Consider the following 13,601-nt stretch of genomic DNA (forward strand, 5'->3'; position numbering starts at 1 on the left):
ATCTTATTAAGTTAGTTTCATATAATTTAACATTTTTAGTAAAGAATCAATATTTATGAATATGTTTTCATGACCTATATGAGGATCGTAAAAATCTGGAGGTCTTTTTCCTTCACTCATTAAATAATAATAATTAAGATCTACTTGATTTGCTAATGTATAATAGCATGGATTAACGTAATTTGGGGAGAAAAATTCTAGTATTTGTGTTTTTGGATCACAGAAAACAATATTTGATAAACCTGCTCCATGTGGTGCAATAATCACTTCAGAATTATGAAATAATTCGACTTGTTCTTTAAATGAGATTTCTTCAGAAAATATCAATTCAAATCCAAGAGGTTTTAGGATATTCATTATTTCTTTTTCATTTAAGACCTTTCTTCCATTTGAAGATTTATCACGTGATATATACAGTCTTTTCTTTTTAGATTTATTATTTTTAGATATGACAGGAAGAAAAGAATCTCGTAAAAAATCACAAACCCATTTTGGCATATGCCCTGTATTCCCGGGAAGAGATGGCACAATCATTTCATGTGCCTGTAAATAATCTTTTTCAGATATAGCTATACTAATGTCTAAGTATTTAAGGATTTCAAGAGTTTCTTTTTGAAACTGTGTTTTTATCTCATTAACAATAATTTTGTCTGGATGGCAGCCACACTGTTTGAGAATGTATATTTTTGGTAAGACATCAAATAACCAATGAAAGAAATACTGACCTACTTGTGATGATAAAATGGCTACTTTGCCATCAATATATTCCGGACTGGGAAGAAAAATTTTTTTGAATATATTTGATTCTCCAGGATCTTTTCTAATTGGTGTTGAAAAATCTTCTAATACAATATTGTCTTTTGTTACAATAATTCCTTCATTTCCAAAAACTCGTCCATTTTCCAATTTTATAATGAATACAGAAGGTGTATTTATGCAATATTCTTCTTCAAATACCCAGTGTATTTTATTTTCAATTGTATGTGGTTTTTTATTGTATATTTTAGATTCCGGATATATCTCAATGTGATCACAAAACATTTTATTATCTTCAATGTATTCACTAGCTTTTTGATGATGTATCGGTGCAATATTATTTTTGGTAGAAATGAGTATGAGTATTCTTTTTAAAACCATTGAAAATTTTATATGAATAATACCCGAAAATCTGAATATATTCATAATAGTATGAAAAATAAAGTGATTATTTAAAACAACCAGTTTTAATAGTTTTTTTGAGTAATTGGCTATTATCTTTATCATCTGATTTTACCATCGCAATTTGGTATTATTTATTTTTGTGTTGATACATATAGTAATAGTATAGTCGATTTTCTTTTGAGAATCTTTGAGTTAATTTTCAATAAATTTAGCTGGTGTAGTATATGTATTGTCTAGAAATTATTTCACATGAATTATTTTAAGATAAAATGACCCTCAAAATATGAAATGGATTTGTGATATCACAAAGGTGAACTGTTACAAAAAGAGTTTAATATAAAAATAAGATCTAATCTATGAACAATTGTAAGCAAAATGATATCGGTAGATAATATAAAACGAAAAATTGTATTGTCGTATAAGCATATGACGGGTAATGATGTGGTCTCTCTATTTGCACCTGTAAAGAGTGATAAGAATGTGTTATTATCATATATCACACGGCCTTTTGAGATAGATCAAAATTCCTTAGAATTTTTGTCGCATACTAATAAATGGGAGTGTCTTCAAATTGCTCAAACATGGGTTGATCATGGTTATAATGTGGATATCATAGATTATGATAACAATTATTTTAAGCCAAAAAAGAATTACTCAATTTTTATAGATATCCATTCAAACATGGAGCGTCTGTCTTCGCAGCTTGGAAAGAACTGCAAAAAAATATTGCATATTACCGGTGCATATTGGAAATTTCAGAATCGTGCTGAAAAAATCAGATTATCTAATTTGCAGGATAGAAAAAATTTTTCTTTAGCCCCACGAAGTCAGGTGCCCCCTAGTCGTGGTATTGAATTTGCTGATTGTGCAACTATTCTGGGAAATGAATTTACTAAAGGAACATTCTCAGAATTCGGAAAGAAGCTATATGAAATTCCTCTTTCAACAACAATAGAATATCCCCTCTTTGAGAAGGATTTTAGTAAAATCAATAAAAACTATCTTTGGTTTGGAAGTTCTGGGATGGTACATAAGGGTTTGGATCTGGTACTGGATGTGTTTCGGGAATTGCCGGATTATAATCTCACTGTTTGTGGAAATGTTAGTAAAGAGAAGGATTTCGAAAAGGCATATTATGAAGAATTATATTGTTTGCCGAATATTCATACATTAGGCTTTGTTGATGTAAGAAGTGATATTTTTCTGGCTGTCATAAAGAATACAGCTGCATTGATATTCCCCTCATGCTCTGAAGGTCAGTCAGGGTGTGTTGTTACTTGTATGCATGCAGGCCTGATTCCGGTTATCAGTTATGAATCCGGAGTTAGTGTCAGCAATAATTCAGGCATTATACTTAAAAACAATAACATTGAAGAGATATTATGCTCTATTATAAATTTATCCACAAAACCTGCAGATGAACTTAGGGCAATGTCTCTTAATTCATGGCTTTATGCAAGAAAATATCATACCAGAGAAAATTTCTTAAATCATTACTGTAGTTTTGCTGATAAATTGGTTGAATAGATTATTATGCAAGTATTATTTGATCACCAGGTATTTTCTTTTCAAAAGTATGGAGGCATTTCAAGATATTTTTGTGAATTAATGGATCAATTCACATTTATACCTGATACGAATTTCAATATTGGCATAAGGCATTCAAACAATGAAAATCTTGTATCCAGAAAAAATCTTTATAAATATTGGTCTAATCCAAGCAAATATCTCTGCAATTCAAAAGTATTTCCTTATATTCAAAAAAAATGTAACGTGGATTTGTTGAATTTGATTCAAATTAACAATTCTGAATCAATACGAATGCTAAAAAAGAGTAATTATGACTTATTTCACCCGACATACTATGATCCGTATTTTCTGAAATATATTGAAAAAAGACCATATGTGCTAACAGTTTATGATATGATTCATGAATTATATCCTGAATCGTTTTCAAAAAAAGATCCTGTCAGTCTTTGGAAAAAAAAGCTAATACAAAATGCAACTTCAATAATCTCAATTTCAGAGAGTACTAAAAAGGATATTATAGATCTTTATGGAACAGATGATTCTAAAATTCGTGTAGTATATCTTGGAAATCCTCTTGAAAATATAACAAAATTACAAGAAAAAGACTCATTTTCAGTTGAAAAGGAATTTAGTTTTGAGTACCTGTTATTTGTTGGTAAAAGATCCGGTTGTAAAAATTTTCAATTTTTTATTAAATGTATAGCTGAATACCTTATCATGGCCCAAAAACATGTTGTTTGTGCGGGGGGTGGGTTTTTCACTCCCGATGAAATATCTCTATTTAAAAAATTGGATATAATAAACAAGATTCATTATGTCGATATTAATGATTCAAATATATGCAAATTATATCTAAATGCGATGGCATTTATTTTTCCTTCGTTATATGAGGGATTTGGACTTCCTGTGCTGGAAGCTTTTTCATGTGGTTGTCCTGTGATATTAAGTAGTTCCAGTTCTCTTCCTGAAGTTGGAGGAGATGCAGCCTGTTATATTAATCCAGAATCTTCAGAGTCAATTATGCAAGGCGTTAAGTGCGTTTGTTCAGATGAGAATTATAGGAGTGATTTAATTGATAAAGGATTTAAGCAATTAAAAATATTTTCGTGGAGAAAAACAGCTCTTGAAACAAAAAAAGTTTATGAAGATACATTACAATAAATTAGTAATACTGTCTAAAAATGTTTTTTAGAAAATTTTCTATTATGAAATAATAAATTATGAATGAACAGCAAATAAATTTAGTATTAACATGAACAGCAATTCTACTATTAAGATTACTCCTTCCAATTCAGATAAAACCGGATGGCCATGGACAGAAGATTCATCTTCTTTGTATTATGAAGATGAATCTTTAAAATGGCCAAAAATCTCCATAATAACTCCCAGTTACAATCAGGGCAGCTTCTTAGAAGAAACTATGCGCTCTGTTCTTCTTCAAAATTATCCAAATTTAGAATATATTATTCTTGATGGAGGCTCTACAGACAATAGTGTTGAAATAATCCAAAAATATGATGAATATATTGATTTCTGGGTAAGTGAGCCGGATAATGGTCAGGCAGATGCAATTTATCGAGGGATTGAAATGGCTACCGGAGATATAGTGGCTTACATAAATTCTGATGATATTTATTACCCCGGGGCATTCTTTAAAGTCGCAAAAGAATTTATTAAAAATCCGGATTCGGGGTGGTTAACCGGAAGAACTGTTTTTGTTGATGAGTATTCAAATCCAAAGAGTGACCAGCCAAGATATCTTCCAATAAACATGTTTAATATGGTTTATCTGGGTAATTTTGTTATGCAGCCATCTACCTTCTGGAAAAAGGAATTATTTCTATCTGTTGGTGGATTTGATAAAAATCTTCGTTTTAGCTTTGATTATGAATTATTCCTCAAATTTCTAAAATTTGAAAAACCATTGTGGATAAATCAAAATCTTGCAGGATTCAGATATCATTCACTGAGTAAAACTACTAATATTCATGATGTATGTGTTGAAGAATCAGATGAAATAAAAAGTAAATACATCTGCAATGACAGTATCTTCAAAAAATTTATAGGCAGGATTTTTAGTGACTTGTATTCATTAATTTTTAATTATCGGCACAGGTAAAAAATTATCATATTTAATTTATTTTCAACTGACAAAGTCAGGATCTTATATTGCATAAAGGACAGATTCATATGGATTATTTCCGTCATCTAACTTGTATTGTCTCAAATAGAGTTTATATGATGGATTCATTTCTAAAATTAATTCGGAAATTTCCCATAGGTCATTTGGTTTATGATATACGCAAATTGCTAATTTTGGCTTTTCATCTATGATATGCCGTTTTGCACCATTTAGAGCATCCAATTCTGAGCCTTCAATATCCATTTTGATGAATGAAATTGGTTCTTTGATATCATTATCAAGGGAAACCACCTCAATTTCACAGCCTTTTTCCGAAGAAATCGTGGAATTTGCACCATTCGCTTTAATTTTCAGTAGAGCGTTTTCTTTACCAACACCAACATTACGAAGAATTATTTTATCAAACACATCTTTTTCCCATGAGGAAAGATAGGTTGACGCTTTATTAAAATTATCAGATTGTGGTTCATAAAAATAAATTTTAGAAAAATTTGTAACATGGTTGATAAACATCTCTGTTGTATCTCCAATAAATCCTCCACAATCTACAAATTTTTCAAATTCGGAGAGCTTAATAATTTTTTTATCAAAGTATTGGTTGAATATAAAATCACTTTCAGCATGTAGTGTTGTATAATTCCCGTCGATTCGATGCTTTAAAATACAGAGTAAAGTTTTGAGAGATTTTTCATCGGCCAAAATATTATATAAATTTATATACTTCTCTTTATACTCAAACACACTGCTTCCAAATGAGGAAACACAGATATCTTTATTTTTTCCAAACAGTAGTCGGCGAGTTTTCCATAGAACCTGTGTGGCAGTTTTGCACCTCCCAAATATTGATTTGTTCCATAAATTTGTACATTTGAGAACAAAACCCTTTTGTAATTTTTTGAATCTACATTTTCTATTTTATTATAGAAATCATCAATATTTTCACTGTTCAAAGATTCTGTCATATCATTCATTAATACCAATTCAATATGTGAGAATATTTATTTTTCTATTGTAATTATTTAGCTTATTATTGCTTAATGAGAAGTTGGCTGTCCTGCAACCCTTTTTTCTGGAGGTTGGAATATATCTCTAAATTCTAAAGAACATTTTTACATATTCAACTGATATAACCTGAACTTGCCACTTGGTCTTTTGAAGTGCATTATTCCCAAAAATATCACCGTTTTGTCCTGAAATTATTTCGCCTTTTTGGGTATTTATATACTGACATTTTAATCACACCTCACAAATTGAATAATCTTACTGTAATTCCCATTTTAGCTTCTTCTGGGAGTCTTCTCCAGAAAGCCTGTTCAGGGGTTTCTAATTCATCAAAATTTAATGACCCATGTGGCCTGTTGTTGTACCACATGATAAAATCTTCAAGCGAATCGAACTCACTCCTAAATCGTTGATAGGTGTGAAACCACTTTTCTATCTTTCCGTTTGTCTGAGGATGCTTTACTCGTGCCAGAATTGGAAGAATATTGTGTTTAGTCAGGAATTGCTTAAACTCACTGTCCCATGATCCATCAGAGTTTCTTCGGTGTGCACCAAATTCACTTCCATGATCCATGATTAATTCACGAAGTGGACAAATGGTACAATAATCTTTAATCATGGTTGAAACCGTTTTAATTGTGTTTTCTGCATTGGATGATACATATTCCTCAGCTGCAAGTATCATCCTGGAAGAATCATCTATAATGGCACATATCTGAAGACTCAGTTCTGGATTATAGTGACAGTCTATATGGGCCGCCGACATTGAATGTTTTCTTTCATATCGGCAGTATTTTCTTTGCTTCCTTTTTTTCTCAGAGGTTTTTACAACTCCCATTTTCAGTAGATGAGAATGGATTTTATTATGTGATATATTCATCCCTTTTTCAAATTGGATGATTTTTTCAAGATAAAGTGCTCCAAACTTATATCTTGAATATGTTGAACTGATTAGTTCTTTTTCTGAGTCTGTCAGATTTTTTAAAGGTCTTCCAATGTTTTTACCAATTACTGGAATCTCCCCTGCATCACAGAATTTTTTCCAGATTTGCTGAACTCTCCTGGGAGTGACTTTTTGAACATTCGCAATTTCGGTACTGCTCACCCCCTTCTTTTTCTGATTAATAATCAATTTGACCTTTTTAGGCGATAATTTCACATTTAAGGGATTCTTTTTTCGAAGATAAGCAATGCGAAATAATTTCAGGACAGTACACCAAAAATATCAAAAATAATCGTTATTGAATTTGACAGTTGGGACATATTTGCATGCAATAATCAATTTTATTTTTATAATGCCAAAGTCATTTAGAATTTAAGCTCAGAATGATGCTATTTTTTGGTAAAATTTTCAAAAATTCCTGGAACTGTCAAATTTAATTCTTGCACAATACAATGAATTTGAATAATGTGGCAAACTTAGGATATAAACGTAACCTGAGGTTTTTTTTATTCGAATTTAAGCCATTTTTCGTCCGCATGTAAAATTTTTGAGTTAAGTTGTTCTTCTTTGATGATGGTCTAGAAAAGTTCAAGACTCACCATCCGCACCATTTCGAACCATATTTTTAATTTTCAACCGCAATATCTTTGTACTTTGAGGAAATAACGTATAATATGCCTTCAATAGATGGATTCATAGAGGGTTCAAACACATCACTTGCTCATTATGGTCTTGTTGCCGGTGCTTATGACAAGCTTGAAATCGGTGAGCTCATCGACGAACTTATTCCTAAAACAAAATCACATATTGTCACTCATGGTCAGATTGTAAAATCACTTGTTATTAACGGTCTGGCATTCATTGACAGGCGGCTTTATCTTCATCCTGTGTTCTTCAAAGACGTTCCAACAGAGCGTTTCTTTGGTAAAGGAATTGAACCCGGGCATTTCAATGATGATACACTGGGACGGACTCTCGATAGAATCTATGAATATGGACCTACTGAATTATTCAATCAAATTGTGATAAAAAGACTGCTGAAGGATGATTATGGAATCCACTGTATTCATGTGGATACTACAAATTTTAGCGTTTACGGGGACTATGATAGTAATTTCGATTCACGGAATATGGAGATAACATTTGGTCATCCTAAAGACGGCAGAAACGATCTCAAACGATTTGTACTCGGAATGGCTTCAGATAATCGGGGAGTTCCAGTCTTTCTCCAGACATTTTCAGGTAATGAATCAGATAAAAAAGCAATTATTGAGATGATAGATAAACTGAGGAAAAATCTTATTTCATCTCATAAAGTCTACCATATTGCCGATAATGCCTTTTACACTAAGGCAAATCTTCAGGAGATGGGCGATCACACTTTCTGGATAAGCAGAGTTACAAACTCGATTGGAGAGGCGAAAGAATTCCTGAGCTTGGATGAAACTTTACAGGAATGTGAAGATAATAGATATTCATATGCAGAAAAGATCTCAGATTATGCAGGTATAAAACAAAAATGGGTTCTGTACAGCTCAAATGAAATGCAAAAGCAGAAGCTTAAAAAATATGAGATAATGCTTCAGAAAAATATTTTAGATGAAACGAAATCTCTTAAAAAGATGAAAGCACGTGAATTTGCTTGTGAGGCAGATGCATTTCAGGAGGCTGAAAAATGGATCTCGGAGAGGAGAAGATACAGATATTCTTCAATTGAAGTCTGTCCAGTCTCAAAGCGGAATGACGGGAAGAAAGGACGACCAAAAAAAGATGAGTGTTTATTTCAGGTTTATAAAATTCGGGCTGAAATTGAACACGATCCAGAGTTTGTGAAAACGGAGAAGAGTAAGTTAGGAAGGTTCATTCTGGCAACAAATGATGATAAAATGGATCCTGATACATTGCTCAGTGAATACAAGAATCAATACAAGGTTGAGCGGGGTTTTAGATTCCTTAAGGATAAGTCATTTAGAATTGGAGAGGTATTTTTAAAAAAGGAGTCCAGAATTCAGGCTCTGGCAATGATTATGGTACTTTGTCTGTTCATATATTCCCTCGTGGAGTTTGAATTGAGAAAGAAACTGCAGGATTCCAAAGAGACTGTGACCAGCCAGACTAATAAGCAGACAGAAAGGCCGACGCTGAAGTGGGTGTTCTTTGGATTTAGGAGAGTTCGTGAACTTAGGTTCAGTGTTGAAGGCCAGACTAAAATCGTAATTACAAACATGGAAGAGGAGTTGTGGAAGATCTTAAGGCTTATGGGCAGGGATTATGAAAAATATTATTTCCCAAAATTTTGCTGCGGAATGTAAGCTAAAGATTTATCAACTTTAAATGGATTGACATCAATTTTTTATTTAATTTTTCATTATCATAGTTTTCTAAAACGTATTCTCTTCCAGTTTTTCCTGTTTTATTTCTCAAATTAAAATTTTCATCATAATATTTTATTGCTTTAGATAGATATTTAATATTTTTTGGAGGAATTAAAATGCCTGAATCTTTATTTGTTATGATCTCCGGACAACCTCCAACATTTGAAGCAATAACAGGAACTCCGCATGCAAGGCTTTCCAGAAGAACCAGACCCAGTCCCTCCGAATGACTTGGCAAAACCAGAAAGTCTGCGGCGTTCATTAATATAGGCATTTTTTCAGGAGAAATATCACCTAAAAAAAAACAGTTTGACGGGTGTTTTGGAACAGGTCCTGGTCCTCCAAATATAAAAGTTACATCAGGATTTAATTTTGCAGCTTCAATAAGATCAAAAATTCCCTTCATTGGATGAATTCTTCCGGCATATAGGCAGATTGTAGCATTTTTATCCAATGAAAAGGACTCTCTGCAATGTTCTTTGTTCATAGGCTTAAAGACAGAAGTATCTACACCGTTTGCAATTGGAGTGATTTTTTCAGATTCAACACCCAAATTAATCAGTGAAGTTTTCAAAGCCTCACTGCATGTTATTATATGATCAGCCCTGTTAACTGATAAATTGAACAGAGCTCTGTTAAAATGATTCTTATAAGGATATATCAGCCCGTCATCGCCATGAAATTTCAAGATAAGTGGTTTTTTTGATTTCATTAAAGCCGGAATAATTGAACTGTGGGGGATATACTCAGCCTGAAAAATATCAACATCTTTTTTGAGAGAATTTACAAAAGAATCCAGATAAAAAGTAGAATATGCAAAAGGAGAAGCACTTTTTTTTACAGCTTTTATGACCTTCACATTTTTTTCTTCAAGAGAGTCAACCATCCTTTTGACAAATATACCCCTGCTATCGCCTTCATATCTGGGATATAAATTAGCAAAAAGACCAAGAGTATAATCAGGCTTCATAAAATCCCCATCTCACTAAGTCTCGCCGGCAGATACTTTTTCGTTACAAAATCAGACATTCTGCCTCATCTCCTCATAATCTTCGCGCGATAGCTTCACCTGTTTCATTATCTCTTTTGTAAGGCCAATGCCAAGCTTTTCATTTTCATGGACAGGCACTACCGTTCTTCTTCCGTCCGGATGAATATAACGGACGTGACTGCCGGACTGGTGAATTTTTACAAATCCCAAACTTTCCAGTATTCTGCACATCTGCTTTCCCGTAACAGGAAGAAGTCTGCTCATGCCTTAACCTTAATCTCGATCTGTTGGAGGCCGATAAATTTCATAGGTACAATCTCTGTCAGATCTTCTCCTGTATCAATACAGGCATGAATTGCTTCCTCTATCCTCTCCATTGCCTGTGTTATGGTATTTCCCTGCGTGTAACACCCGGGAATGTCCGGAACCTTTGCCACATACATCCCGTCTTCATCCTGCTCAATAAGAACAGTAAAATTCAGAAGGTTATCTTTCATTTCAATCACCAGTATATTATGCTGTATTTAGATATTAATCGAGGATAATAATGTTTGTATGATACAATAATTTCATAAAATCCCCATCTCACTAAGCCTCGCCGGCAGATACTCCTTCGTTACAAAATCAAGGCCCCGTGCCGCAAACGCCTGCTGTTCTGACTTAAGGCCCATCTTTAACTGAAGATTGATCTCTGATCTCCAGTACTCGGTATCAAATCTCGGGTCAGAAAGCTCAGCCTTTAGCGCTGCAATATCTCCTTCTGTCAGCTTGTCTGAGGGAAGATTGTAGTTGCTGATGTCTGATGGCTGAACTCCTATAAACTGTGCCCCTGGCGTTGCAAGCGTATCAGACATATGCGCCGCCTTAATAGAGCCGTATGCAACGCTTGCAAAAATCCTGTAAGACCATGGATCACCGTCTGTGAACACAACAACAGGAAGGTTAAGCTCCTGGTTCAAGCGCTTTAAAACCCTTCTTGTCGAACGTGCCGGCTGGCCCTTTAAGTGAACAAGAACAGCATCGTAATCCTCGTCAAAACCGTTCTCCATAAGCCTAGCATACATACCGCCGGTCTCCATTGCAATCACAAATTTTGCATCATGTCCGATGAACTCAAGATTATCAACATTGTTTGGAATAGGATATCCTCCCTCTCCCACATCCTGCTGGCAGTGCATATCGCGGTCACCGCGGCGTGTCTTCTCACGAATTTTAAGAGGCCCGTATATTGTTGCTCCGTCATCTTCGGGCCTTAAGTGAAAAGATTCTCTTGAAAGTTCGGTAATAATCTCCAAATCCTCAACAAGATGGTTTGACTCATCCTGGGCTGAAAACTTAGCCTTCTTCCAGCCTTCTGAGATGTAATACATCTCCCTTAATGTTGATGAGCGGTTTTCTTTCAACTGCTGTTTTAAAAACCCGACTACATATGCCATTTTAAGAAGATGAACGGCACCCTTTGATGAATTTGCAACACGAAGTGTCTCTTTATCGCCATACTTCCAGACTTCAGAATCCTCATCATACTCGATATTGTGTTTTGTACGTGTCGGAAGCGAAATATATGGTATTGATGCATTCTGCATCTGCTGATACCACTTATTGGCAATATCCAATAATTTTTCATCTGCGATTTTGTCCTTGTCCTCTTTGCTCATATTATATCCACCACAACCAGCAGTTTTTCCTCAACTCCACGGACACTCACAGTTCCGTGTGAATTTCCTGAATATTCAGTTTTCCATGAACTTTCAGGCGAAATTTCAACCTTCCAGAGCTTATTATATTCATCGCCTATTTTGTCAACAAAATCAGGCTTTGGCTTTGCATCAGATGCCGAATCCTCAGACATATTGTATATTGTAAGAGATGCCGGATGTTTTGTGTAGTTATTGACAGAAATTAAAACTTTTCCATTGGAGACCTTTTTTTTCACAACTACCTTTCTCATAATCTGTGCTTCAAGGGATGTGGTGTCAGGAACCGGCTTTCCAACAATATCTGCAACCTTTTCTGCGATATCCGGAAGGATAGAGCATACTGCACGGGCTCTTTCTTCCTGTTGTTTGTTTTTATCACGCCTTGATATATAATTTTTAAGCTCGCGGCCAAGCTCTTGTAAAACAAGGATAATTTCCTTTTCTATCTCAGGTATAGCCGCGACAGCATCCTTGCTTTCGCTTGTGAACGGAACGTTTGTGGATGCAACGTGAACAAGAATCAAAACAGGTCCGATTGGTATTCCCTGCTGAGATAAATTATATGCCTTCCAGTTCACCTGTGATGCCGCGTTTGTAATAAGGCATGCACCCTGCTGGTAAAGAAGAGGAACACGGTTTGCAAACCGTAATATTTGTGCAGGACCTTCAGATTCAAGCTTTCCGCCATACCCGATTGCCGCTTCGACAATAAACGGATGGCCTGAAAAAACCTGGCTTTTTCTTGTTCTTGAACGGACAAAGTCAAGCTGAAATTCCTTATCAATTCCGGCGACAATTTTATCCTCTCCAATTGGAGACAAACATTGTGATGCCGGAGGAGGGGGTACCTGAACAGTCTGCATTGCGTCAAGGAGCTTTTTTAATTCCTCTGTTTTAAGACCCTGTGCTTTTCTGTCAGGCTTTAAACCAGACATTCCGATTATTTCATCAGCGTTTTTATCTCCTACTCTTGAGAAGCCTTCAATTAAAAATTCTTTTAGTTTAAGAGAGCTTGCCTCAGCCATTCTTTTGAGTGTTCCAAACTCAATTCCGTGCGGGTGGGGTGCAATTGCTTTTGGGGGAATAATTGTTTCATCAGAGCCTCTTTCAAAATTGAATTTTTCACCGTCTATATCAGCCCTTATTCTTGCATGCGGGTTTACAACAGCAGTGTATCTTAAGTAATCAAGAAGCCTTTTTTTTGCCGCAAGAGAACTTTTGAATTCAATCTCAACGCGGGTACCGTGCATTCTGTCCCAGTCAATCTCTTCCTGTTCTAAAACCTGAGGCTCGTTAACCTCGGTTTTTATCATAATCAGAAAGCGGTTTGCCTTTGATGTGTGACCTGTTCTTGAAATTACTGTTGCCGGAATGCCTGTTGTAAGCTGGGCATAAAGGACTGCGGCGCTTATTCCTATACCCTGCTGACCGCGGCTCTGCTTAATCTGGTGAAATCTTGAGCCATAGAGTAGTTTTCCAAAGACAAAAGGAACCTGTTTTGGAACAATTCCCGGCCCGTTATCTTCAACAATAATCCTGTAAACGTCCTTTTCAGTCCTTTTTATTCCGACATAGATGTCAGGAAGCACCTCTGCTTCCTCGCAGGCGTCAAGTGAGTTGTCTACAGCCTCTTTTATTGTTGTAATAATGCCTCTTGTAGGCGAGTCAAAACCAAGAAGATGCTTATTCTTTTCAAAAAATTCTGCAACACTGATACTTCTCTGTTTTGTTGCAAGCTCTTCTGCCAAATCCAATT

At 34.9% G+C, this 13,601-nt stretch carries 13 protein-coding genes; 4 read left to right on the forward strand and 9 right to left on the reverse strand.

What is annotated here, in order from left to right; all coding sequences use genetic code 11:
- Positions 1-6: 6 nt before the first annotated feature.
- Complete coding sequence (locus L1994_RS01650; RefSeq protein WP_278099963.1) at positions 7-1,263, reverse strand: glycosyltransferase family 61 protein; 1,257 nt, start codon at positions 1,261-1,263, stop codon at positions 7-9.
- Positions 1,264-1,587: 324 nt separating this feature from the next.
- On the opposite strand from L1994_RS01650, the gene L1994_RS01655 reads away from it, so the two are divergent.
- From L1994_RS01655 to L1994_RS01665, 3 genes are all read left to right on the forward strand, one after another.
- Positions 1,588-2,688 carry a glycosyltransferase gene (locus L1994_RS01655; protein WP_278099964.1) on the forward strand — a complete coding sequence of 367 codons (1,101 nt, stop codon included), beginning with the start codon at positions 1,588-1,590 and terminating at the stop codon, positions 2,686-2,688.
- A 6-nt stretch (positions 2,689-2,694) separates the two neighbouring features.
- Entirely contained in the window at positions 2,695-3,852 is a 1,158-nt protein-coding gene (locus tag L1994_RS01660; RefSeq protein ID WP_278099965.1) for a glycosyltransferase family 4 protein, read from the forward strand.
- 172 nt (positions 3,853-4,024) lie between these two features.
- Positions 4,025-4,810 carry a glycosyltransferase family 2 protein gene (locus L1994_RS01665; RefSeq protein WP_278099966.1) on the forward strand — a complete coding sequence of 262 codons (786 nt, stop codon included), beginning with the start codon at positions 4,025-4,027 and terminating at the stop codon, positions 4,808-4,810.
- A 45-nt stretch (positions 4,811-4,855) separates the two neighbouring features.
- Here the strand turns inward: L1994_RS01665 and L1994_RS01670 are convergent, their stop codons facing one another.
- The 3 genes from L1994_RS01670 to L1994_RS01680 all read right to left on the reverse strand — a co-directional run bounded on the left by L1994_RS01670 (position 4,856) and on the right by L1994_RS01680 (position 6,995).
- Positions 4,856-5,533 (reverse strand): FkbM family methyltransferase, encoded by a 678-nt coding sequence (locus L1994_RS01670; protein ID WP_278099967.1) that lies wholly within the window; start codon positions 5,531-5,533, stop codon positions 4,856-4,858.
- Positions 5,534-5,547: 14 nt separating this feature from the next.
- Positions 5,548-5,805, reverse strand: coding sequence for a hypothetical protein (locus L1994_RS01675; RefSeq protein ID WP_278099968.1), 258 nt, complete (start codon positions 5,803-5,805; stop codon positions 5,548-5,550).
- 272 nt (positions 5,806-6,077) lie between these two features.
- On the reverse strand, positions 6,078-6,995 hold the full coding sequence (locus tag L1994_RS01680; protein WP_278099969.1) for an IS481 family transposase: 918 nt from the start codon (positions 6,993-6,995) through the stop codon (positions 6,078-6,080).
- A gap of 458 nt (positions 6,996-7,453) precedes the next feature.
- On the opposite strand from L1994_RS01680, the gene L1994_RS01685 reads away from it, so the two are divergent.
- Positions 7,454-9,091: an IS1634 family transposase gene (locus L1994_RS01685; RefSeq protein WP_278099970.1), complete on the forward strand. Its 1,638-nt coding sequence runs from the start codon at positions 7,454-7,456 to the stop codon at positions 9,089-9,091.
- A gap of 1 nt (position 9,092) precedes the next feature.
- Here the strand turns inward: L1994_RS01685 and L1994_RS01690 are convergent, their stop codons facing one another.
- From L1994_RS01690 to L1994_RS01710, 5 genes are all read right to left on the reverse strand, one after another.
- Positions 9,093-10,124: a glycosyltransferase family 4 protein gene (locus L1994_RS01690; RefSeq protein ID WP_341275798.1), complete on the reverse strand. Its 1,032-nt coding sequence runs from the start codon at positions 10,122-10,124 to the stop codon at positions 9,093-9,095.
- Between the two features lie 51 nt (positions 10,125-10,175).
- Positions 10,176-10,409, reverse strand: coding sequence for a type II toxin-antitoxin system HicA family toxin (locus L1994_RS01695; protein ID WP_278099971.1), 234 nt, complete (start codon positions 10,407-10,409; stop codon positions 10,176-10,178).
- Positions 10,406-10,642, reverse strand: a complete 237-nt coding sequence (locus L1994_RS01700) for a type II toxin-antitoxin system HicB family antitoxin (protein WP_278099972.1) — start codon at positions 10,640-10,642, stop codon at positions 10,406-10,408. The genes L1994_RS01695 and L1994_RS01700 overlap by 4 nt, the downstream gene beginning before the upstream one ends.
- A 72-nt stretch (positions 10,643-10,714) precedes the next feature.
- Positions 10,715-11,803, reverse strand: coding sequence for a DNA topoisomerase IV subunit A (locus tag L1994_RS01705; RefSeq protein WP_278099973.1), 1,089 nt, complete (start codon positions 11,801-11,803; stop codon positions 10,715-10,717).
- Entirely contained in the window at positions 11,800-13,599 is a 1,800-nt protein-coding gene (locus tag L1994_RS01710; RefSeq protein WP_278099974.1) for a DNA topoisomerase VI subunit B, read from the reverse strand. The genes L1994_RS01705 and L1994_RS01710 overlap by 4 nt, the downstream gene beginning before the upstream one ends.
- Positions 13,600-13,601: the final 2 nt, after the last annotated feature.

It is taken from the genome of Methanomicrobium antiquum, assembly GCF_029633915.1.
Lineage (GTDB): Archaea > Halobacteriota > Methanomicrobia > Methanomicrobiales > Methanomicrobiaceae > Methanomicrobium > Methanomicrobium antiquum.

Coding starts and splice junctions, on each gene's coding strand:
- L1994_RS01650 (WP_278099963.1), bottom strand. CDS start 1,263: ATGATAAAGATAATAGCCAATTACTCAAAAAAACTATTAAAACTGGTT.
- L1994_RS01655 (WP_278099964.1), top strand. CDS start 1,588: ATGACGGGTAATGATGTGGTCTCTCTATTTGCACCTGTAAAGAGTGAT.
- L1994_RS01660 (WP_278099965.1), top strand. CDS start 2,695: ATGCAAGTATTATTTGATCACCAGGTATTTTCTTTTCAAAAGTATGGA.
- L1994_RS01675 (WP_278099968.1), bottom strand. CDS start 5,805: ATGAATGATATGACAGAATCTTTGAACAGTGAAAATATTGATGATTTC.
- L1994_RS01685 (WP_278099970.1), top strand. CDS start 7,454: ATGCCTTCAATAGATGGATTCATAGAGGGTTCAAACACATCACTTGCT.
- L1994_RS01690 (WP_341275798.1), bottom strand. CDS start 10,124: ATGAAGCCTGATTATACTCTTGGTCTTTTTGCTAATTTATATCCCAGA.
- L1994_RS01695 (WP_278099971.1), bottom strand. CDS start 10,409: ATGAGCAGACTTCTTCCTGTTACGGGAAAGCAGATGTGCAGAATACTG.
- L1994_RS01700 (WP_278099972.1), bottom strand. CDS start 10,642: ATGAAAGATAACCTTCTGAATTTTACTGTTCTTATTGAGCAGGATGAA.
- L1994_RS01705 (WP_278099973.1), bottom strand. CDS start 11,803: ATGAGCAAAGAGGACAAGGACAAAATCGCAGATGAAAAATTATTGGAT.